The 21,485-nt window shown below is 53.2% G+C and carries 18 protein-coding genes; 8 read left to right on the top strand and 10 right to left on the bottom strand.

The annotated features are described in order from the left end of the window. Positions 1 to 53: 53 nt before the first annotated feature. From G516_RS0117050 to G516_RS0117040, 3 genes are all read left to right on the top strand, one after another. Positions 54 to 920, top strand: coding sequence for a LysR family transcriptional regulator (locus G516_RS0117050; protein WP_028294663.1), 867 nt, complete (start codon positions 54 to 56; stop codon positions 918 to 920). 409 nt (positions 921 to 1,329) lie between these two features. Beyond that, complete coding sequence (locus G516_RS23075; RefSeq protein ID WP_051219553.1) at positions 1,330 to 2,337, top strand: DUF1852 domain-containing protein; 1,008 nt, start codon at positions 1,330 to 1,332, stop codon at positions 2,335 to 2,337. Positions 2,338 to 2,452: 115 nt separating this feature from the next. Then, positions 2,453 to 3,484 carry a methionine synthase gene (locus tag G516_RS0117040; protein WP_028294662.1) on the top strand — a complete coding sequence of 344 codons (1,032 nt, stop codon included), beginning with the start codon at positions 2,453 to 2,455 and terminating at the stop codon, positions 3,482 to 3,484. A gap of 135 nt (positions 3,485 to 3,619) precedes the next feature. Here the strand turns inward: G516_RS0117040 and G516_RS0117035 are convergent, their stop codons facing one another. From G516_RS0117035 to G516_RS0117005, 6 genes are all read right to left on the bottom strand, one after another. Then, positions 3,620 to 4,288 (bottom strand): hypothetical protein, encoded by a 669-nt coding sequence (locus G516_RS0117035; RefSeq protein WP_156879087.1) that lies wholly within the window; start codon positions 4,286 to 4,288, stop codon positions 3,620 to 3,622. A gap of 853 nt (positions 4,289 to 5,141) precedes the next feature. Further along, positions 5,142 to 5,663 carry a hypothetical protein gene (locus G516_RS23070; protein ID WP_051219552.1) on the bottom strand — a complete coding sequence of 174 codons (522 nt, stop codon included), beginning with the start codon at positions 5,661 to 5,663 and terminating at the stop codon, positions 5,142 to 5,144. 10 nt (positions 5,664 to 5,673) lie between these two features. Further along, complete coding sequence (locus G516_RS0117020) at positions 5,674 to 6,738, bottom strand: hypothetical protein (protein WP_156879086.1); 1,065 nt, start codon at positions 6,736 to 6,738, stop codon at positions 5,674 to 5,676. 237 nt (positions 6,739 to 6,975) lie between these two features. Further along, entirely contained in the window at positions 6,976 to 8,619 is a 1,644-nt protein-coding gene (groL, locus tag G516_RS0117015; protein WP_028294659.1) for a chaperonin GroEL, read from the bottom strand. Positions 8,620 to 8,681: 62 nt separating this feature from the next. Beyond that, entirely contained in the window at positions 8,682 to 8,975 is a 294-nt protein-coding gene (locus G516_RS0117010) for a co-chaperone GroES (protein ID WP_028294658.1), read from the bottom strand. Positions 8,976 to 9,732: 757 nt separating this feature from the next. Next, on the bottom strand, positions 9,733 to 10,248 hold the full coding sequence (locus G516_RS0117005; RefSeq protein WP_028294657.1) for an FxsA family protein: 516 nt from the start codon (positions 10,246 to 10,248) through the stop codon (positions 9,733 to 9,735). 249 nt (positions 10,249 to 10,497) lie between these two features. On the opposite strand from G516_RS0117005, the gene G516_RS0117000 reads away from it, so the two are divergent. From G516_RS0117000 to G516_RS0116985, 4 genes are all read left to right on the top strand, one after another. Next, positions 10,498 to 11,256 carry an SDR family oxidoreductase gene (locus G516_RS0117000; protein ID WP_028294656.1) on the top strand — a complete coding sequence of 253 codons (759 nt, stop codon included), beginning with the start codon at positions 10,498 to 10,500 and terminating at the stop codon, positions 11,254 to 11,256. Between the two features lie 179 nt (positions 11,257 to 11,435). Then, complete coding sequence (locus G516_RS0116995; protein WP_051219551.1) at positions 11,436 to 11,771, top strand: MGMT family protein; 336 nt, start codon at positions 11,436 to 11,438, stop codon at positions 11,769 to 11,771. Positions 11,772 to 11,853: 82 nt separating this feature from the next. Next, positions 11,854 to 12,453 carry an NUDIX hydrolase gene (locus G516_RS0116990; RefSeq protein WP_028294654.1) on the top strand — a complete coding sequence of 200 codons (600 nt, stop codon included), beginning with the start codon at positions 11,854 to 11,856 and terminating at the stop codon, positions 12,451 to 12,453. 85 nt (positions 12,454 to 12,538) lie between these two features. Continuing rightward, positions 12,539 to 13,357, top strand: a complete 819-nt coding sequence (locus tag G516_RS0116985) for a hypothetical protein (RefSeq protein WP_036537224.1) — start codon at positions 12,539 to 12,541, stop codon at positions 13,355 to 13,357. A 213-nt stretch (positions 13,358 to 13,570) separates the two neighbouring features. On the opposite strand, the gene G516_RS0116980 is transcribed toward G516_RS0116985, so the two are convergent. From G516_RS0116980 to fliS, 4 genes are all read right to left on the bottom strand, one after another. After that, positions 13,571 to 15,055, bottom strand: a complete 1,485-nt coding sequence (locus G516_RS0116980; RefSeq protein ID WP_028294652.1) for a sigma-54-dependent transcriptional regulator — start codon at positions 15,053 to 15,055, stop codon at positions 13,571 to 13,573. A gap of 10 nt (positions 15,056 to 15,065) precedes the next feature. Next, positions 15,066 to 16,364, bottom strand: coding sequence for a sensor histidine kinase (locus G516_RS0116975; RefSeq protein ID WP_036537221.1), 1,299 nt, complete (start codon positions 16,362 to 16,364; stop codon positions 15,066 to 15,068). Between the two features lie 231 nt (positions 16,365 to 16,595). Continuing rightward, the gene (locus tag G516_RS0116970) at positions 16,596 to 18,071 is read right to left on the bottom strand and encodes a sigma-54 dependent transcriptional regulator (RefSeq protein WP_028294650.1); all 1,476 of its coding nucleotides are present in this window, start codon (positions 18,069 to 18,071) and stop codon (positions 16,596 to 16,598) included. Between the two features lie 361 nt (positions 18,072 to 18,432). Beyond that, positions 18,433 to 18,885, bottom strand: a complete 453-nt coding sequence (gene fliS, locus G516_RS0116965; RefSeq protein ID WP_028294649.1) for a flagellar export chaperone FliS — start codon at positions 18,883 to 18,885, stop codon at positions 18,433 to 18,435. A 334-nt stretch (positions 18,886 to 19,219) separates the two neighbouring features. Here fliS and G516_RS0116960 point away from each other — a divergent pair, with 334 nt between their 5' ends. Next, a complete protein-coding gene (locus tag G516_RS0116960) occupies positions 19,220 to 21,307 on the top strand; it encodes a class I SAM-dependent methyltransferase (RefSeq protein ID WP_028294648.1) in 2,088 nt (695 codons plus the stop codon). Positions 21,308 to 21,485: the final 178 nt, after the last annotated feature.

The raw sequence follows: 21,485 nt of genomic DNA, 5'->3' as shown, positions 1-21,485 counted from the left end.
CGAACTGATACTATTAGGTTTTCAAATAGATAAAGTTCAACGAGGCGGCGGGCATGGCGCTACAAGACATTCAGATAGACTGGCTAAAGTGCTTCGTGGCGGTTGTCGACAGTGGCTCTTTGTCGGCAGCTGCTCCGATGGTGCACCGCTCTCAGTCGGCGGTCAGCATGCAGCTGAAAAAGCTCGAACAGGCGCTTAATACCCAATTGTTGCTGCGTGGGCCACGGCAACTGGCGCTGACAGAAGACGGCAAAAAACTGCTTGGCTACGCACGCCGGATGCTGGACTTGCACAACGAAACCCGCCGCGCGTTCGACGGCGATGAACTCACCGGCCGCATCCGCCTCGGCGTGCCCGACGACTACGCCCCGAAATACCTGACGCCGGTGCTTAAGCGCTTTACACCCTTGCATGATCAGGTAGAGATTGAACTGGTGTGCGAACAATCGAGCGCCCTGATTCCCAAAATCGAGCGTGGCGACCTCGACATCGGGCTGGTATCCAAAGCCCGCCCCCACCAGGGCACACCGCTGTTTCACGAACCCATGGTGTGGGTAGGCTCACCGCACTTCGAAATCTGGCGCAAAAACCCGCTGCCCATTGCCGTGTACGAAGAAGAAAGTCTCGCCCATACCGCCGCAATCCGGTCATTGGCGCAGCAAGGGCGTGACTACCGCATTGTTTACAGCAGCTCCAGCGTCACCGGCCAAATTGCAGCGGTGGAAAGCGGTTTGGCGATTGCCGTTTTTACCCGCTGCATTGTGCCGCCACACCTGGAAATACTGGGCAGCGAGCACAACCTGGGGCCACTGGAACCCATGCAAGTGGCGGTGTACCGCAGCCCGCTCTCGCAAAACGACAAAGCGGTATCGAGATTCCACGACCTGTTGGTTGAAACCTTCCGGGCCGAATCGCCATAGCCACCCAGCAACTCGCTATCCCGCACGGTGCGCGCTGCGCACCCTGAACTCTGGCCAGCCCCGAATCTAGACGAATAAACATCATCCGCAGGGTGCGCACTGCGCACCGCCAGCGCTGTTATCTCTCCATCACCGCTCCCTCTCACAACTCCCCATCACCGTTCTTCATCACCACTTCCAATCACCAGACGGAACCAGATCACATTTTTCAAAAATGCGATCCCTGAATGAGCCCAATTCAACACCCTTCGACCCCGACGTGAAGCGGCTTCATGTTTAAACATGAGTCATCCTCAATATTCCTTGAAACAATATCAATTTTCTTCAACAACCTATTTCGGTACAAATACACCCATCGCAACCGGCCGCCAAAAGTGGCCTTCGCCAGAATCATCAGGAAATGATCGCCATGAGCCAGCAATTTACCTTCAGCATCAAAAGCATCGCTTTCGACCACAACTACCAACCGGCCGAAAGCACCCGTGCGACCACCAACTTCGCCAACCTGGCCCGTGGTGAAAGCCGCGAGCAGAACCTGAAAAACGCCCTGCGCATGATCAACAACCGCTTTAACGCACTGGCCTACTGGGACAACCCAAGTGCCGACCGTTACTCGGTAGAGCTGGAAATTGTGTCGGTGGATATTCAGATTGAAGGTAACGGCCAGTCTTTCCCAAGCATCGAAGTGCTGAAAACCAACATCGTCGATCACAAAACCAACAAACGTATTGAAGGCATCGTTGGTAACAACTTCTCCTCCTACGTGCGCGACTACGACTTCAGCGTTGAACTGCTGGAATACAACAAAGGCAAAACCGGCTTCAGCGTGCCAGCCAACTTTGGCGACCTGCACGGCAAGCTGTTCCAGAGCTTTGTGCATTCCGACACCTACGCCCAACACTTCAGCAAGCTGCCGGTCATCTGCCTGAGCGTGTCTGACAGCAAGGTGTACCAGAAAACCGAAAACGAACACCCGGTACTGGGGGTGGAATACGAGCCAAACGAAACCTCGCTGACCGAACAGTACTTCAAGAAGATGGGCTTGCAGGTGCGCTACTTCATGCCGCCAAACAGCGTTGCACCGCTGGCGTTCTACTTCTTTGGCGACCTGCTGACCGACTACACCAACCTGGAGTTGATCAGCACCATCGCCACCATGGAAACCTTCCAGAAGATTTATCGCCCGGAGATCTACAACGCCAACTCAGTGGCTGGCCAAACCTACCAGCCTAACCTGAAGCACACAGATCACTCGGTAACCCAGATTGTGTACGACCGCGAAGAACGCAGCCGGCTGGCCAAACAGCAAGGCAAGTTTGCCGAAGAGCACTTCATCAAGCCGTACCGCGGCCTGCTTGAACAGTGGACTTCCAACCTGACCTTCAACAATCAGTCGTTCAACAACACGGCGTTCTAACAACCTTTGTTACAGGAAAGCGGAGCGGCCAGACGCCCGACAGAGGCGTCGGCCGCTTTTTATGTGTCACCCGTTTTCGCAAAAATCCAATTCAGCTCAGAAAAGAATTCAAACCATGAAAAAGCTACTCCCAACCTCCACCGCTGGCAGCCTGCCAAAACCTGTATGGCTGGCCGAACCGGAAAAACTTTGGTCGCCGTGGAAACTGCAAGACGAACAACTGGTGTTGGGCAAACAAGACGCCCTGCGTTTGTCCCTGCTGGACCAAACCCAGGCCGGCATCGACATTGTCAGCGACGGCGAACAAACCCGTCAGCACTTTGTAACCACCTTTATCGAACACCTGCACGGCGTCGATTTTGAAAACCGCAAAACCGTCAAAATCCGCAACCGCTACGACGCCAGCGTACCTGGCGTGGTCAGCGCCGTAGAACGCAAAAAACCCGTGTTTGTAGAAGACGCCAAATTCCTGCGCAGCCAAACCGACCAACCGATCAAATGGGCACTGCCTGGCCCAATGACCATGATCGACACCCTGTACGACGACCACTACAAAAGCCGCGAAAAACTGGCTTGGGAATTTGCCAAAATTCTGAACGAAGAAGCCAAAGAACTGGAAGCGGCAGGCGTCGACATCATCCAATTCGACGAACCGGCATTTAACGTTTTCTTCGACGAAGTAAACGACTGGGGCATCGCTGCGCTGGAGCGCGCCGCCGAAGGCCTGAAATGCGAAACCGCCGTACACATCTGCTACGGCTACGGCATCAAAGCCAACACCGACTGGAAGAAAACCCTCGGCAACGAATGGCGTCAGTACGAAGAAGTATTCCCGAAACTGCAAAAATCCAGCATCGACATCGTCTCACTGGAATGCATGAACTCCCACGTACCGATGGAACTGATTGAACTGATTCGCGGTAAAAAGGTAATGGTTGGCGCCATCGACGTGGCCACCAACACCGTAGAAACCCCGGAACAAGTTGCCGACGTACTGCGCAAAGCCCTGCAATTCGTCGACGCCGACAAACTTTACCCATGCACCAACTGCGGCATGGCACCACTGAGCAAAGAAGTCGCTAACGGCAAACTGCGTGCGCTGGCGGCGGGTGCAGAGATTGTGAGGAAGGAAATTCTCGGCACCTGATATTTGGGCGTCAGAACGTCAGTGCAGGTTTAGCCCACCCCGCAGTTGTTGGGCGGGGCCCCCAACCTACCTCTGTGATTGGGCGAGCACCTGAACTTCTTTATGCATCCAATAACTCAGATAAACAGCGTCGGTTTACTGAGTTACCTTTACCCACCCACTGTTGCCGTCGTAATTGGCTGGCAGCAGGTCTTCAACCTTTTTAATTGAGTCCGGCAAAGCGCCACACTTTTCCAATGCCTTCTCGAAGCCGCCCTCACGACCGTTCGAGATCTCGACACCAGTGAAACCGAAAACAGGCAAGCCAAACAGGTTTTTGCCTTTTTCAGAAGTCATTTTAACGCCGCCAATGTAGGTAACGGCTCCCGGTTCAAGTTCAAAAGGAACAGAGAACTGCTCATCCTTATCTAGGTTGGTGGTGCCATCGCCAAGGCCGAGGTTGGCCAGGCTGATATCGTAAGCCTCGTACTTACCTGCTGGCATTTTGGCGCAGAAAAATACGCCCGTTTCGCCATTTTCAATGTCCACCCAGTCGTATTCTGTGTCACCGATCCCGGATTGTTCAGAAATCAAACGCCCGACAACCGCTGGATAATCCAGAGAGCGGTACATGAACCACATATGAGTAAAACCCTGCCAACAGTCACCGCCCAACGGCCGCTCATAACAATCAACACTAAAACTTCCGGCGATGTAAGCATGTTGATCTGCGGGAATTTGAGCGAGCGTATCGTCGATTTGCCCCTGATAAGTCGCACAAGCGGACAATGACATCAGAGCTACTGCTGGAAAGATCAAACGCATTTTGAAGGATTCCTTTACCTGTAAATGAATGATGGCTCATGTCTGCCTCCAAGAGCTCAAAATAAAGCCAAATGATAATACTGACACTTTCTGAAGATCGATACAGGCGTAAGTCCCAAATTCTGCCTTGACCGGATCTGATTTTTCATAAGTCCAGAGACAAACAGCTCTAGCAGCTGGTACGAACTTTAAAAGGAAGGAAGTTCTCGGCGCCTGAGCACATAACAACTTGTAGGCTGGGCCCCGCCCAGCAGTTGTTGGGCGGAGCCCAGTCATCCGCAGTGGCCGGCATAGCGAGCAAGCAATCCGCGAAAGAGACGCAAACTGGTAACCCAACAAACGCGGAGCGATTGACGACAAACTTGCCTCAATCCTGAGCCGCATCGGGCTGGACGACCAGCAATGGCTGACCATACCCAGCAATTTGAACGCTGTTTCAGTACGTTTGCGGGCAATGAAACCGACGTTCGACAAGCCTGTGAGCAGCTTGGATACAAGCGGCCGACCGGAACAAGCCAAGCACGCCGTTTGTTAGCTGGGTAAGCTGGCTCTCACTAAAGCCTCAGACGTTGATATTGCTATCAGAAATACATCTGAGGGCCTCGCTCGCCTGAAAATCCCAAAATGGCACTAACTCCAGCAGGGCCAGAACAAATCTACGTTGAGTCTTCCTGCATTGTTCAATCTGCAAACTACTCAAAGCCATGAACGCCATGCTGCCCTAAATATTGAAGCTGCTGATCTATCGGTGGATGTCCTGTTTACTCTCCATGCTGCACTTAATGTTGAAGCTGCTTATCTATGAGTGGATGTACGGTTTACTCGTGCCCCCCGTCCAGGGCCAAAAAAATGGTTATTCTCCCTCATTATTTCTTCTGAATTCATCGTTAAATGCCTTTCTTTCTTGAGCTTCCCTCAAACTTCCTAAAAATTTAAAATTTGCCATCACAACACTCCCTATACTTACAATTTGCAATATTGATAAAAGCAAGGTCGTAAACACGCCTGCTACATGAAGTAAGTTTGACGTTGGAGAGTTATGAATTACTCTAACAAATGGAAACCCAATCTTTATTATTAGTATCGACAGTAGAACAAAAGAAGATGCGAGAACAATCTCTACAAGATCCCCTAGGTAACGAGTGTCATTTTGAACATCCTCAGGGTTTGACGGATCAGGGGAAAAAGCACGCACTAGCGATTTCGGGTAAATTATTGCAATCCAGGCTCCAACAATAGCAAATATTATGGCCGAAATATTCATCAATGAATCAAGCACTGCGCTATGATCCGAATATTTCAGATGTATCGCTACGTCCTTGCACAGGTACGTTAAAAACGATGCTAAAAATATAATCACCACATACTTTCTCATCAACCCTCTCCTAATCCAAAGCAGAAAGCAGCGACTGTCTGATAGGCCTCAGAGCGATCAGAAGATCATTCGCCGAAATCGTTGTACCTCTTTTATAATTTAGATCTAAATCTATCTTCTCACTGATAAACTTGCGATCCAACATTGTTTTTCCACCATTATTGTAGACAAACCCTACCTGGTCTACTGGCGATGGAAGTGTGTTTTGATGATAGTTTTCAAAAATCTCCTTAATCTCATCTACAGTAGGCTTGTATGTAATTTTTTCCCACACCTTGTAAGTTTTTTTCGAGCTTATATTTGGGGTAACCCTAAGCAAATCAGAAAGGAAGTCGACAACTTTATTTGATGAAACAGCAGTAGATGATTCAATATTCCTTACTTTAAGAATCTGTGTAATATTGTTTGCATTCCCAAGCACTTCTGTGAGTACAGCGTTTGAGTGACTATACTTAGTTACAAAATTAGGAAGTGGAGATGGATCTTTCAAGTCGGATGAAGTCCCAGAACCACTATACCCAACAATATTATTCGATTGATTTATAACTCTATATTTTGAATACGTTGAAAGAAAACCATTCACATATTCATCAAATGCGCCTTTTCCAGTTTCTGAATGACCAAATTTAATAGTCGCGCATACTTTCTTTTTCGGGACCACCCAGAAATAACTAGGAACTCCGGGTATCGCATCAGGGTCACTGAATGATGTTGAAAGAATCGATGTCTTACCGATGGCCGAGTTCGGGTTTATTCCTAGGGTCGTACCATCTGAGTGTAAAGTTTCATTCCAAAGAACAATAACAAAATCATCGTTACTAGAGTCTTTGGACGAGTCTAAATAGTATACGTTTTTTATATTACCGATATTCGTACCAGTAAAAGTTTGGGTGTTAATGATCTTTTTTTTACTAGATGCCCAGCTAATCAAATCATCAAATGAGTCGCATAGTGACCCAAACAGTGGAGAGGCTGTATTCCTAGAGTAAAAGCCACATTTCAAAACATCAATGAATTTAATTTTAGCTTCTATCACGTCAGCCTCTTTTCCAGTGTAGTAGTTTGCAGTGGCCAAATGATCCGACCACTAAGAGCAGCAGTGTCCTATCTGCCATAAATCATTCTAACAACCCACTTACGGTACCACGCTACTGCTACCAATCAAGCACCTACAGCAAGTAAAAATCCATTCCCCACATTCCATTCCTCAAACGCTTTTCATCAAACGCCAGCCAACAAAAAACCCGCGCTGATTACTCAGCGCGGGTTTCTTTAAGGCTTGGTAGCCGGGAATATGATGAAGGTTTTGGCCTTACATCATGCCGCCCATTCCACCCATACCGCCCATGCCACCCATATCTGGCATACCGGCGCCTTCTTCTTTAGGCAGCTCGGCAACCATGGCTTCGGTGGTGATCATCAGACCAGCAACGGAAGCAGCGGCTTGCAGGGAAGAACGGGTTACTTTGGCTGGGTCCAGGATACCCATTTCGATCATGTCGCCGTATTCGCCAGTGGCAGCGTTGAAGCCGAAGGAGCCTTCGCCTGCTTTCACTTTGTCTACAACAACAGAACCTTCAGCACCGGCGTTGCCAGCGATCTGACGGATTGGGGCTTCCATGGCGCGCAGGGCCAGGGCGATACCGACGTTCTGGTCTTCGTTGTCGCCTTCTACAGATACGTTCGCCAGAGCGCGTACCAGAGCCACACCACCACCAGCAACTACGCCTTCTTCTACCGCAGCGCGGGTAGCGTTCAGGGCGTCGTCTACGCGGTCTTTCTTCTCTTTCATTTCAACTTCGGAACCAGCGCCGACTTTGATAACGGCAACACCGCCAGCCAGTTTGGCTACGCGCTCTTGCAGTTTTTCTTTGTCGTAGTCGGAAGTAGAGGAAGCGATTTCAGCACGGATCTGTTCAACGCGAGCGTTTACTTCAGCTTGCTGGCCAGCGCCGTCAACAACCACGGTGTTTTCTTTGCTGATCACAACTTTGGATGCAGTACCCAGCATGTCCAGAGTGGTGGTTTCCAGAGACATGCCCACTTCTTCGCTGATGACCTGACCGCCGGTCAGAATCGCGATGTCTTGCAGCATGGCTTTACGACGGTCGCCGAAGCCTGGAGCTTTAACAGCAGCAACTTTGAAAGTACCGCGCAGGTTGTTAACAACCAGAGTAGCCAGTGCCTGACCTTCAACGTCTTCAGCAACGATCAGCAGAGGACGGCCGGATTTGGCAACGTTTTCCAGTACTGGAATCAGTTCTTGCAGGTTGTCGATTTTCTTGTCGACCAGCAGGATCAGTGGGTTGTCCAGCTCGGCAGTCATTTTTTCCTGGTTGGTTACGAAGTACGGAGACAGGTAACCACGGTCGAATTGCATACCTTCAACCACGTCCAGTTCGTCGGCGAAGCCTTTGGCTTCTTCAACGGTGATCACGCCTTCCAGACCTACTTTGTCCATGGCGTCGGCGATCATTTTGCCAACTTCGGCGTCGGAGTTCGCAGAGATAGTACCTACCTGGGCGATTTCCTTGCTTTCTTTACATGGCTTGGCTTGAGCTGCCAGCTGTTCAACAACGGCTGCGGTGGCCTTGTCGATGCCGCGCTTCAGGTCCATTGGGTTCATGCCAGCGGCAACGGCTTTCAGGCCTTCGTTTACGATGGCTTGGGCCAGAACGGTTGCAGTGGTAGTACCGTCACCGGCTTTGTCGTTGGCTTGGGAAGCAACTTCCTTAACCATTTGTGCGCCCATGTTTTCGAACTTGTCTTCCAGTTCGATTTCCTTGGCTACGGATACGCCGTCTTTAGTGATGGTTGGACCACCGAAAGACTTTTCCAGTACCACGTTACGGCCTTTAGGACCCAGGGTTACTTTTACAGCGTTGGCCAGGATGTTTACGCCTTCCAGCATTTTGGCGCGGGCGTCGTTACCAAATTTGACTTCTTTAGCAGCCATTTTCATTTCCTCAAAAATTGTGTGTCGTTAACGATGTTGAACGAATCAGTTAAAAGCGCGGATCAGGATTCCAGTACGCCGTAGATTTCGCTTTCGTTCAGGATCAGCAGCTCTTCACCACCGATTTCGATGGTGTTGGAACCGGAGTATTTGCCGAACACAACAGTGTCACCGGCTTTAACAGCCAGAGGCTGAACTTCACCGTTATTCAGAACGCGACCAGTACCGACAGCTACCACTTCGCCCTGGTTTGGCTTTTCCGCAGCGGAACCTGGCAGCAGGATACCGCCAGCAGTGGTTTGCTCTTCTTCCTTGCGACGAACAACGACGCGATCGTGTAGAGGACGGATATTCATTTGAGGTTCTCTCCAATTTTTAAGCATGTTTGCTTTAAACGGGGGTGGCTGCTCCTGTTTGATGTCAGCCGCCCCAAATTCTTGTAATTCCTAGATATGGACGGGCAATGGCTTTTCAACACCTGGCAGGTAAAAAAATTTTCTACTGATTTTTTGGTTTTTATTAAGTTTGGCTATTTTGAGTTATTGAAAGGGAGGCTGAGGTGCGCAGTGCGCACCCTACGGAGGCTACTCAGATAAATGATTTGTAGGAGGCAATTTATTGCCGAATGCCTTGGCGCCGCTATTTTGCGGGCGGGCCGCCCGCGCTCCCAGGTTGTCTATCAAGAACTGGGTTACCTTCGCTCATTGATAACAACAAGCACTGTGGGAGGTAGCTTGCTGCCGATGGATTTTCGCGAGCAAGCTCGCTCCCACATTGGCCAAGTATTATCGGTCTGTAGGTGCTGGCTTGCCTTTGATGGTTTGTGATGGACACAAGCGCACCATCCTATTCACATGAATGATGTGTAGGAGGCAATTCATTGCCGAATGCCTTGGCGTCGCTATCTGCGGGCGGGCCGCCCGCGCTCCCGGATTTGGCAATCGTGGGAGGTAGCTTGCTGCCAACGGGGCTTTCGCGAGCAAGCTCGCTCCCACATTGGTCCGGGCTCCCACAAATCCACAAACAAGACATCCACAAACCAGCCCCAGAAACGCAAAAGCCGGATCATGTGATCCGGCTTTTGCGTGTGGAGCTTGTGTGTTTGAACAGCGATTAATCCTCGCGGCGGTATTCGCCTTCAATCACTTCCGGGCGGTGGTTGCTTGGTTGTTCACGCTGTGGGCGACGGCCGCCAAACGGGTCGGCTTGACCGCCTTCAAATGGGCTGGATTGTGGACCGCCCTGAGGACCTTGACCAAAGCCTCCGCCCATCATCACTTTTGGTTTGATGAACTTGGTGACGTTGCCAATCATGGAGTGGCGGATGGCCGGTACCAGCAGAGCGAAGCCAAAGGCGTCGGTAACAAACCCGGGGGTCAGCAGCAGTGCGCCAGCCAGTGCTAGCAGGAAGCCTTCGGCCAGTTCGCTGGCTGGCAGTCCGCCTTCTTGCATTTTTTGCTGAGCACGCAGCAGTACGCCAGCGCCTTGCTGTTTCAGCAGGCGCACGCCAAGGATGGCGGTAACAAAAATGATGGCGATGGTCGGCAGTACGCCAATCAGACCACCCACCTGAATCAGTACCGCAAGCTCAATGATGGGTACGATGATAAATATCAGTAGAAAAGGCACTCGAACCTCCCGATGTGCGTTGTTTTCTGTCTGGTTGGATGCGTTTGCTTGGGAAAATTCCAGCCAGTTTTGAATTCGTCTGTTTTGTTAGATTAGGGCGGCGGAGGTTATTTCAAGGTTATGACGGCGATTTTGGATAGCAGCAGCCGGCATCTCTGGTTCATTGAAAAACCGGTAATGGCCTGCTTTGTGGTATTCGGCGCTATACTTTGGCCATTCTCTTAATCGACAGTCCCGCTGGAGATCCCTATGAATTTACAAGACAAAGTCATCGCCATTACCGGTGCAGGCCAGGGACTCGGCCGCGCAATGGCGGTCTTTTTGGCTAGCCGTGGTGCCCGCATCGCCGTCATCGATATCAATGATGAGCACATGGCCGAAACCCTCGGACAGATTGAAGCGGCAGGCAGTAGCGGCAAAAGCTATCGCTGCAACGTTGCCAGCGAATCCGAAGTAGAAACCACCTTCAAGGCCATCGCTGACGATTTTGGCGCGCTCAATGGTCTGGTGAACAACGCCGGTATTCTGCGCGACGGTTTGATGGTGAAAGTGAAGGATGGCGAGGTCAGCAAGATGTCGTTGTCCCACTGGCAGTCGGTGATTGATGTGAACCTGACCGGTGTGTTCCTGTGTGGCCGTGAAGCCGCTATCCAGATGATCAACACCCAAAGCGAAGGCTGCATCGTCAATATTTCCAGCATTTCCCGCACCGGTAACATGGGCCAGAGTAACTATTCTGCCGCCAAGGCCGGTGTTGCCAGTCTGGCCGTGGTGTGGGCCAAGGAGCTGGCACGTTACAAGATTCGGGCAAACGCGATTGCACCGGGCTTTATTGCCACCGAGATGACCGCCGGTATGAAGCCGGAAGCGCTGGATCACATCAGTAAAATGATTCCAGCCGGTCGTATGGGCCAGCCGGACGAAATTGCCCATGCCGTCGCCTTTTTGATGGAAAATGACTATATGTCGGGTCGGGTGGTTGAAGTGGACGGCGGCTTGCGTCTGTAATCAGGCTCCTGTTCTTCTGACACTTAGCACTCGAAAACCAACACCCGCAAAACAGAGCCCGAAAACGTAGACAATTCGCGCACTTGGATAGCCAATTGGCCAGATTTGGCCGCTGTGCTATCCAAGGTCACAACAATGTGATACCACTTCGCTATCGTTACATGGACAGGCAGAATCCAATGGCAAGTCATGCTCATTCCGCCATTGTGGCTACAGCTCACGACATTCGGCTGTTTACCATGCTGGCCAGCGTCCCCGAAGGAAATGTGGTGACCTACGGTCAGCTTGCTGATCTGGTGGGTTTTCCGCGCCGTGCCCGCTGGGTCGGCCAAATGCTGAAGCAACTGCCTGAAGGCAGTAAGTTACCCTGGCATCGGGTGATTAACGCCCAAGGCAAGATTTCCTTGCCAGCAGACGGCGGCGGCAGCGAGCAGGCAGACCGGCTGCGCGCCGAGGGCATTCTGGTTACCCCGGATGGCAAGGTAAGCCTGAACCAATATCGCTGGCGTCCCTGACGCCGTGTCAGCCTGATTCAATAACCCTTTATCCGATTCAAGATAACGCCCTCGGTGCGACGCATCGACCCCAGGACACTGCATGCCTTTCCGCAAACCTTCGCCTTTCACTGCCCTGCTAACCGGCTTTGTGATGCTGCCCGTGCTGGTTGCCAGCTCGTTTGCGGTGTTCGCTGAGCCGCCTGCCGGTGTGGTCGGTTATGCCTGCCACGACCATCGAGCACTGGTGTTGCTGGCCTACGACGGTGCTAAAAATCGTAAAGGCTGGGCTGCTTTTGGCGGCCATGGCGAAAAAGACGAACGCATTGCTGATACTGCAGCTCGTGAGTTTCGGGAAGAAACCCGCTGCGCCTTCGAGGCACCGCTTGCCGACCAGCTTCAGGGCCAGCCACGTTCGGTCATTGGCCCCTTTTACAGTTATGTTTGGCAGGTGCCGTTTGTGGATGCCGAGCAGATTGAAAAATCCCGTTGTGGCACCCCCGGTGAACGCAATCAGTTTATCTGGGTAAGTGCTGCCGACCTCGCCCATGCGGTAAGAATCACCGGTCAGATCAAGGCCGTTCAGGCTGCCAAAGACAAAAACCCCGACCGCAACTACCCCTTGTGGTTTGCTGGCCGAATTGCCTTGCAGCAAGCCATGCAAGACGGTTTGCTGCCGGTTGATGACTCCGTCTGTCAGTAGTTTTTATGTAAAAGCCCGAATTGCAGCCACTGAAAATCAGCGGTTAACTGGGCTTCCTAAAACGATAACAACGGTAGACCCCGCAGTGCTGATTCTTGCCAAAATTCTGATTACCTTTCTTACGGTTGTGTTACTGGCCGTCGTCGCCGAACGACTGGGGCCAAAACACGCAGGCTTGCTGGCGGGCTTTCCGCTTGGCACCGGCATTGCGCTGTATTTCTTTGGTTGGCAACACGGCGAAGCCTTCGCTGCGACCAGCGCCCTCTATACCCTCTCCGGGCTCAGTTCGGCGGTGTGTTTGGCACTGGGTTACCGGCTGGTGATCCGACGTTTTCCAAGGCTTTCGAGCTTGCCGCTGGCCATTGCAGCTGGCTTGCTGTGCTTTCTGACATCCAGTGCACTGTTGCAGTTTTTACCGGCCAATCGCTGGCTGGCGCTGGCCGTTGTGGTACTGGTGATTGTGCTGGTGCGATCGGTGTTCAAGCGTATTCCGGAGCAGAAACAGCCGACGGCGCAATGCCATCGGGTGGCGTCCGGCTGGTTTCATAGTCGAGTGGGCAAAATGTTGTTCAGAGCCGGGATGGCAACGGCGACCATTTTAATGATTACCGGCATCGCCGAGTGGCTGGGGCCGGAGCGAGCCGGTTTACTGGCGGCCTTTCCGGTGAGTTTCTTCCCTTTGATGCTGATTTTGCACCTGAGTCAGGGAGCTGCTGTGTTGTCGACCGCCATCAAGCATTACCCGGACGGCATCGGCAGCCTGGTGGTGTACGCCCTGAGCGTCAGTTACACCTACCCGCTGATGGGGCTGCAATGGGGTACCGTGGCCAGTTTGTTGGCGTCGGTGGCGTATTTGGGAGTGTACAGCTTGCTGTCATCGAAGTTGGCCCGTGCCCAGTCTTAAGACCCTGTAAAACTGTCAAGAGCGCGGGCGGCCCGCCCGCATTCGGCAATGAATTGCCTCCTACAAATCATTCATCTGAACAACTGCGCTTGCCCCCCCTATCGCAGGCAAGCCGGCTTCGAATGTTTCCCAGAGCGTGGTCCAATGTGGGAGCGAGCTTGCTCGCGAAAATCCATCGGCAGCAAGCTACCTCCCACGATTGCCCCGCTATTGTCAGATCATGGCTTCAATATCGATGCCTTCTTCCCGCAGCTTGGCCACCTTGTAGCGCAAGGTTCTTGGGCTGATGCCCAAACGGTCGGCGGCTTCCTTACGGCTTGGTTCTTCCCGAATGGCCTTTACGATCAGCTCGACTTCGCGGTGGCGTAAATCGTTGCCCAAGCGGCCTTCTTCCATCGCCGCAGCAGCCATCGAGCTACCCCAACTGGCGGTGTGGCTGGCTGAATGGCTGCCTGTGTAATGAACGGAATTCAACTCCTCAGCAGGCTCTACAACGCTTGCGCCCTGTCGATCGTTGGCGGTGTGATTGAATTGCGCGGTGACGCTGGCGGCATTGGTGCGCTGGCCCGGCACCGGCGTCAGAATCAGGTCCGAGGCAAACAGCTGCGCACCGGTTTGCAGAATCAACGCCCGTTGCATGGTGTTGTCCAGCTCACGGACATTGCCCGGCCAGCTGTGGTGCAACAGTTTCTGTTCTGCATCCGGCATCAGCACTGGCGCACGACGCTTCATTTTACCGGCATGGTGAGTCAGCAGTCGTTTGGCCAGCGGAATAATGTCATCACTGCGTTCTCGCAGTGGCAACCAGGTGAGTGGGAAGACGCTGAGGCGGTAGTACAGGTCTTCGCGGAAATTGCCTTCGGCGACGTAGTCAGCCAATTCACGGTTGGTGGTGGCAATGATGCGCACATCCAGATTGATGGTGCGTTTGCCGCCCAGTCGTTCTACCTGGCGTTCTTGCAGAACCCGCAACAGCTTGGCTTGCAAACCGGCGTCCATTTCAGTGACTTCGTCCAGCAGCAAGGTGCCGCCCTGGGCTTGTTCAAACTTGCCCGGCGATGACTGGTAAGCACCGGTATAGGCGCCTTTTTCGTAACCGAACAACATGGCTTCGAGCATGTTTTCCGGGATTGCTGCGCAGTTAATTGCCACAAAGGGCTGGTCCGCCCGTTCGGAATGCTGGTGAATGTAGCGCGCCAGCACCTCTTTACCGGTACCGCTTTCGCCGCTGATCAGCACGGTGGAGTCGGTTTGCGCCACTCGTTCCGCCATTTGAAACAGCTGACGGCTGGCCACCGAATTGGCCACCGGCAGTTCCTCTTTACGCTGTTTGCGCTGCTGCGGCTGCTGATCGAACGGCTGCAGCAAGGTGTCCAGTTCACTGTGCTCGAACGGCTTCATCAGGTAGTCATTGGCACCGCGCTGCATGGCTTGCACCGCCTGGCTAACGTCACCGTAGGCGGTCATCAGTACCATCGGCAGCCACGGATGTTCTTCACGAACCTTGCCCAGCAACGTCAGGCCGTCCATGCCTGGCATATTAATGTCCGACAGAATCAGGTCTGGCGTCTGGTTTTGCAGCGCCACACAGGCGTCCAGACCATCGCGCGCGGCGGTAACGGAATGACCTTTGATTTCGAGGCTATCAACCACGGCTTCGCGCAGTTGCGGGTCGTCTTCAACTACCAGAATCTGCATATCAAGTACCTCACGCGTTGGTAGTGTGGGGGCCTGCATCAGCCTGAGTGCTGGCAAGCGGGATTCGTACGTTGGCGCAGAGGCCGCCAACATCACTGTCTTCCAGGGTCAGCAAACCGCCGTGGGCGCGGGCAATGGCCTGTACCACCGCAAGGCCAAGGCCAGTGCCATTGGGTTTGCTGCTGTTGAATGGCTCCAGTACCTGCTGCTTTTGCTCGCTGTTGAGGCCCGGGCCGTTATCGGAAATCTGGATGGAAATACCCGGCGCGGCGTCGTCACCGGTTTCGCGGCACACCAGCGCCAGCCGAATGGTCGGCGTACGGGCTTCGCGGCAGGCTTCCAGCGCGTTGTTAATCAGGTTCATCAAGCCGCTGACCAGTGCATCGCGGTTGCAGTGGATAATTTTGTCCGGGCACTGGTTGTCGATGTGGTAGAGGCCGTTGTTTTGCACCATCGGCACTTCCATGGCGGCTTCGAGGTCTTCCATGAGGTCTGCCAGGCTGATGTCGTCATGCAGTGGCAAATCACCACGGGCGAAGATCAGCATGTCGCGAACTTGATGCTCGAGGTGGCGTAAACGCTCCATCAATTTGCCAGCGAAGCGTTCGCGGCTGTTTTGATCAAGATCCGGATTGGCCAGATGGCCAGCGTAAAGCGTTGCAGCCGACAGTGGCGTCCGCACTTGATGCGCCAGTGACGCAACCATTTTACCCATCGCAGACAGGCGCTGATGCTGGGCCAGTTTGGTTTGCAGAGCGCGGGTTTCAGTCATGTCCGTCAGCAGCACCAGCTGACCAGGCTGTTCGGTCATGGGGTTGGTACGAATCAGTACCCGACGGCCGTTTTTCAGGGAAACTTCGTGGCCATCGTCGTGGCGTGGCGCAAAGCAGCGACTGATCAGCACACGCCAGCGCTGACCCAAAATGGAATTCACATCCGCCAGCGGTGCCAGCAGCTGTTCCGCCACTGGATTGGCTTTGGTCACAATACCGTTGCGATCCAGCAGCAAAACACCGGCAGGTAGCATGTTCAGCAGCAGCGCCAGCTCATTGGCCAGACGCTCTTTTTCCGCCAGCTCTTTCATGCGCTGACGAGACACCTGGGCCAACTCACCACTGAGCTGCTCTACCTGGGTTTCCAGTTGCTCGTAGGTGTCGCTCAGTTGGCGCGACATTTGATTGAAAAGATTGAGGGTACGGTTCAGAACCTGACGCTCTTCACTCACACCACTGCGATTTCCCAGCATATTGCTGACATCGGCCACGGAGGACGGGTTACCCGAGTTGGCCTGTGCTGTTGAAATCGTCATAAACACCTCGCAAATCTGCTGATTTGTCGCCAGAAATCCAGCGTTTAGTCAGAGATTGCAAGGGCTGTGCCTGATTTCAAGATTATTTATAAACTATTGTTTTTATTAGATTTTTAATAAAACAACCTCACATTTGACGGTTTTCAGGCATAAAAAAACCGGCTTGATGCCGGTTTTTTATCGTCGCTCTGTGAGGTTGAATCTGGAGTTTTGACGCCAGAAAAATCACACTCAGGCGAAGTCTTTCTCTTTGCGTTGCAGGTTGTACTTGCGCATTTTTTCCACCAGCGTGGTACGACGAATGTTCAGCTTTTCGGCGGCTCGCGCCACCACGCCATTGGCATCGTCCAGCGCCTGTTGAATCAGGGTCGATTCCAGATCGGCGAGGTATTCGCGCAAATCCAGACCATTCACTGGCAGCAAAGCGGCGTTTTCCAGGGTAACCGGCTGGTTCTCGTCCTGCATCAGCTGCATTGCGGCTTCGTTGTTATTGGCTTCGAATTCCGCTTCTTCGCCATCGCCAAAGTGGCGGAATTTTTTCGGCAGCTCGTTAACGCCCACCACCCCATAAGGATGAAGAATCGCCAAACGCTCAACCAGGTTGGCCAGCTCACGGACGTTGCCGTGCCACTCGTGTCGGCACAACGACATAATGGCCGCCGAGTTAAAACGAATGGAGCCCCGCTTCTCGTTTTCCAAACGAGCGATCAACTCATTCAGCAACAATGGCAGGTCTTCTACCCGCTCGCGCAAGGACGGCATTTCGATGGGGAATACGTTCAGACGGTAGTAGAGGTCTTCCCGGAAGGTGCCGTCTTCGATCATCTGCTCGAGGTTCTTGTGGGTTGCAGCAATGATGCGCACGTTGGCATTCATGGTTTTGTTGCTGCCCACCCGTTCGTAGGTGTGCTCTTGCAAAACACGCAGGATTTTCACCTGCATGTTTAAGGGCATATCGCGAATTTCGTCGAGGAACAGGGTGCCGCCTTCGGCCAGTTCAAAACGGCCCGGACGGCTGGAAATTGCACCGGTGAAAGCGCCCTTTTCGTGGCCGAACAGTTCGCTCTCCAGCAGTTCCGCCGGAATCGCGCCACAGTTAACCGGCACAAACGGCTTTTTACGACGGTTGGAATGGTAGTGCAGGTTACGGGCAACCACTTCTTTACCAGTGCCCGACTCGCCAAGGATCATCACACTGACGTCCTTGTCGGCCACCTGCATGATCAGGTCGCGTACTTGCTGAATATGGCGGCTGGTGCCAACCAGGCTACGGAACAGTTTAACGTCACGGCGCTCACCGCGACCGCCACCATTGGTGAAGTGGTCACGGAACAACTGACAACGGTGCAGACTGTCCAGCAGCTTGTTGTAGCTCGGTGGGGTATCCAGTACGGCCAGTACGTTGCGACGAACGTTCTCGTCCAGCTTGGTGTTGCTCAGGTCGCCACTGCCAACCGCAATCATGGGTGCAGCTTTGTCCCAACCGTACACATCCGAAAGGATGCTGGCGCAAGCGCCTGAGTCGTCGGTACCGATCAATACAGCAGCGATCTCTTCGCTCGATTCAGTACGTGCATTCACTTCATCCCGCCAATGGGCGCTGTCGCCAACAATGACTTCTTCGCCGAGGAAGTCGAGGATGACCTTCATGTCATGGCGTCGTTGTTGATCGTCATCGATCAGCAGGATCTTGATTTCTCTCCACATACCTATTGCCCTTCCCTTCGATGCTGTCAGGCTGAGGTTCCGGCAGACCGGACTGTTAGCGCCATTCCCTTGGGCAACCTTCGGCCGGATTGTGCCAACAGTTTGACCATTCGTTATCAGTTAAGGACTTGAGACTGACTCTGTCAATTCTTCGTCGCATTACGAATGGATATTGTCAGATAAAACCCCAAAACAACATCTATGGTTACGTTATTGTCCTACTGTCTTACAATTGGTGACATAATTAACAACATTTTGCAGTCGAGGATATGACGCAGGCCGCCAGTTTTGCGGCCGGGTCACGATGAGACAGGATCAGGGATTTTGCCCTCCCGGTTGGAGGACACATCTCCCTGATGGTTCAAACAGAAATCTGGCTGGACAGCTCGGCGGAATCGGTTTCTTTTTTCGATGCAGGGGCAAAGTTGGCGAGATAATCGTCGCGGATGCCATCCCAGCCGCGTTTCACCTCAAGCAACAATCCCATCACTTCTTCGATCATTTCAATGTCGTTGGCACTGCTGGCCTGCAGCAGACGACGGTTCATGTAGTCGTACAAACGATCCAGGTTCATGGAGATCTCACCACCGGAACTGTGATCCAGACTGGATTGCAGTGTGCCGATGATCTCGATAACGCGTCCCAACAAATTGGCTTTGGTCGCCATGTCCTTGTTTTCAATCGCGACCTTGCTCTGCGCCATACGGGTCAACGCAGCTTCCATCAACAATTGAATCAGCCGGTGTGGATCGGCATCCAGAACTTCGGAAGTCGCATTCACTCGCTGATATTGTTTGGCACCTGAAGGGTACATAGACCTGCTCCTCTCATTCATTGCCAGGCTGGTTATCCAGAGTTAACGGCCGGGCCAGAATGATCTTTAGAAAAAAATCTGCCTAAAGCCCCTCTGAAAAACTCAACGCAACACCAGCAAAAGAGCAACAACACAAAGCCAAACAGCGGTAAGGGTTATCCGCCGATGGGCTTTCCAATGGCTGACCTTTGCCTCTCTTTCTATCCAAGCCTCAAAAAATTCCATTTAAAACAGCAAGTTATAATTTGGCATAGGCTGTGCTTTATCTGACCATCAGCGGCAATACGACCGCACCATCAGACAGATACTCGCCGCCGGGCGGCAAGGGGTCCCCATGGAGAGCACTGCACTCAGGCAGACCGACATACCGGGTTTCAAGGGCAAGGCAAGGGCACTGTACATTCAGGCCAGCACCCTCTACACGCGTGCTGGCGACGAAGGCCGCAGCGACTTGCTGGACGAGGCCCTGACGCTGGCCGAAAAGGCTCACCTGAGCGACCCGGGCAACCTGCAAAGCTGCAACCTGCTGGCCCGTATTCAGCTGCGCCGTGGCGAACTCGACAGCGCCGAACGCTGGGCTGGCATCGGCCTTGGGCTGAAACCCGACAGTACCAGTATTCTGTACACCGCCGGTCTGATTGCGCTGGAACAGCACCAGCTTGATCAGGCCGAAGACTATTTTGCCCGCGCCACCCGAATCTCGCGGGTAGCCACCCGGGCACCGGTATCGCTGGCTCACATTCACTTGCTGAAAGGCAACTTTAACGAAGCCTTTGCCGAATACCGCCAGCTGCTGCAACAACACCCGGACGACGTCTACCTGCAAAGCCGTCTGATGGAAGCCGCTGCCGGGGTACGACTGGACGAATACGACGCTGTCCTTGCCGACGAATTACTGCAATGGTTTGAGTTTGAAGGTGATATTTCGCTGCTCGACCGCCTGACACTGGGGCAGCTGAAACTGCGCTACCGTGCGATTCAGGGCGAACGCCCGCTGGAAATCACTGACCTGCTGGATGATCCGCTATTGATTGCGGCCTGCTCACGCTTTGCCATGGCCGACCCCGACCTAGAACGGCTGCTGACCTCCGCCCGTTTGTCGATTCTGACCCAGACCACACGACAACTTGCCATTGATAACAAACTGCAGCCGCTGGCACTGGCCATTGCCAAGCAGACAAGCCTCAACGAAGGCAGCTGGATGGAAAGCGACGACGAGCAACAACAAATTGCGCGTTTGCAAACGGTCGGCAGCAAACTGTTGCAACTGGCTGACGCCCAATCACTGGCAGCCGCTTCCGCCTGTTGCCTGCTGATCGCCATGTATCGGCCCATTCAGCAAACCCCATTGCGACCACAACTGCTGCCTCAGCGTTTGCAGCACCCGGCGTTTGATCAGGGAGTAAGCCAACTGCTGTTGCAGCAACTGGCCGAACAGGAACAGCGTACCCTGCATGCAGACGTCATTCCCCAACTGGGTTACGACAGCCAAATGCCGCACCCCAGTCCGGACTTCAAGCAAAGCCCGATTGCCCAGCTGTATGAAAGCAACCCCTACCCGCGCTGGCAGTATCTGGGTAACTACCCCGCCAGCGATTACATGGACATGCTGCAGAAGCAGTTCCCCGGCAAGCTCAGCCATTTAAGCCCAAGGTCACAACTGAACGTGCTGGTTGCCGGTTGCGGCACCGGTCGACAAGCCTTACGGCTGGCACGGTTTTTTACCGATCTTCACGTGACCGCGCTCGACCTGAGTTTGGCGTCGCTCAGCTACGGCCGCTCACGACAAGCCGACTTCGGCCTGTCGGTCGACTGGATTCAGGGGGACATTCTCGATGTCGCCCAGCTGAACCAATCTTTCGACGCCATCGAGTGCTCTGGCGTACTGCACCATATGAACAACCCGCTGACCGGCCTGATGGCGCTGTCGAGCATTCTCAAGGCAGGTGGTGTGATCAAGCTGGCGCTTTACAGTCGCACAGCCCGACGCGGTATTCAGACCCTGCGGAACAATTTGGATACCCCAACCATCAACAGCGCCAACCAATTGCGGCAACTGCGGTTTGGCCTGAAAGACATGGATATTGGCCAGCAAGCAGGGCTGAGCGACCGTCAGATTCAGGAGATTGTGCACTCCCGCGACTTCTATTCACTCAGCGGCACCCGGGATTTGCTCTGCAATCCAACCGAGCATGTCTTTGATATCGCCGGTATTGAAGACTGGTTGTCACGGGCGGGCCTCAAATGGGTCGGCATGCTGGCCAGCGGCCAGGCCGTTAAACTGGCCAACGAATTCTTCCAGCAGCCGGCTGCGGAGCTAACCCCGGCCCAGTGGCAGCAGATCGAAAAGCAACACCCTCAGCTGTTTGCTGGCATGTACCAGTTTTACGCCACCAAACCCGCTCTGGCAGACCTGCGCTAATGCAGGTCTGTGAGCCTACTGAGCGCCTGTGTTTAACAGGTCAATTCACCGGTCCAATTACTGATTAATTAATCAACTAAATAAATAAACCGTCGACTGATTAACGAATCGTTAAAATTCCCAAGCGGCACGGTCAGGAATTGTCAGAATCGTATATTTGTGCGGTCAGACAGAACAC

Origin of the sequence: Oceanobacter kriegii DSM 6294 (assembly GCF_000422845.1) — a bacterium.
Lineage (GTDB): Bacteria > Pseudomonadota > Gammaproteobacteria > Pseudomonadales > Oceanobacteraceae > Oceanobacter > Oceanobacter kriegii.
Note: the sequence above shows the minus strand (reverse complement) of the source record. Positions and strands in the feature narration are given on the sequence as shown.

Excerpts from the sequence above, each read along its gene's own strand:
- G516_RS0116980 (WP_028294652.1), bottom strand. The coding sequence starts at position 15,055 with ATGCAGATTCTGGTAGTTGAAGACGACCCGCAACTGCGCGAAGCCGTG.
- G516_RS0117040 (WP_028294662.1), top strand. The coding sequence starts at position 2,453 with ATGAAAAAGCTACTCCCAACCTCCACCGCTGGCAGCCTGCCAAAACCT.
- groL (WP_028294659.1), bottom strand. The coding sequence starts at position 8,619 with ATGGCTGCTAAAGAAGTCAAATTTGGTAACGACGCCCGCGCCAAAATG.
- G516_RS0117035 (WP_156879087.1), bottom strand. The coding sequence starts at position 4,288 with ATGCGTTTGATCTTTCCAGCAGTAGCTCTGATGTCATTGTCCGCTTGT.
- G516_RS0117000 (WP_028294656.1), top strand. The coding sequence starts at position 10,498 with ATGAATTTACAAGACAAAGTCATCGCCATTACCGGTGCAGGCCAGGGA.
- G516_RS0117010 (WP_028294658.1), bottom strand. The coding sequence starts at position 8,975 with ATGAATATCCGTCCTCTACACGATCGCGTCGTTGTTCGTCGCAAGGAA.
- G516_RS0117050 (WP_028294663.1), top strand. The coding sequence starts at position 54 with ATGGCGCTACAAGACATTCAGATAGACTGGCTAAAGTGCTTCGTGGCG.
- G516_RS23070 (WP_051219552.1), bottom strand. The coding sequence starts at position 5,663 with ATGAGAAAGTATGTGGTGATTATATTTTTAGCATCGTTTTTAACGTAC.
- fliS (WP_028294649.1), bottom strand. The coding sequence starts at position 18,885 with ATGTACCCTTCAGGTGCCAAACAATATCAGCGAGTGAATGCGACTTCC.
- G516_RS23075 (WP_051219553.1), top strand. The coding sequence starts at position 1,330 with ATGAGCCAGCAATTTACCTTCAGCATCAAAAGCATCGCTTTCGACCAC.
- G516_RS0116990 (WP_028294654.1), top strand. The coding sequence starts at position 11,854 with ATGCCTTTCCGCAAACCTTCGCCTTTCACTGCCCTGCTAACCGGCTTT.
- G516_RS0116960 (WP_028294648.1), top strand. The coding sequence starts at position 19,220 with ATGGAGAGCACTGCACTCAGGCAGACCGACATACCGGGTTTCAAGGGC.
- G516_RS0116970 (WP_028294650.1), bottom strand. The coding sequence starts at position 18,071 with ATGTGGAGAGAAATCAAGATCCTGCTGATCGATGACGATCAACAACGA.
- G516_RS0116975 (WP_036537221.1), bottom strand. The coding sequence starts at position 16,364 with ATGACGATTTCAACAGCACAGGCCAACTCGGGTAACCCGTCCTCCGTG.
- G516_RS0116995 (WP_051219551.1), top strand. The coding sequence starts at position 11,436 with ATGGCAAGTCATGCTCATTCCGCCATTGTGGCTACAGCTCACGACATT.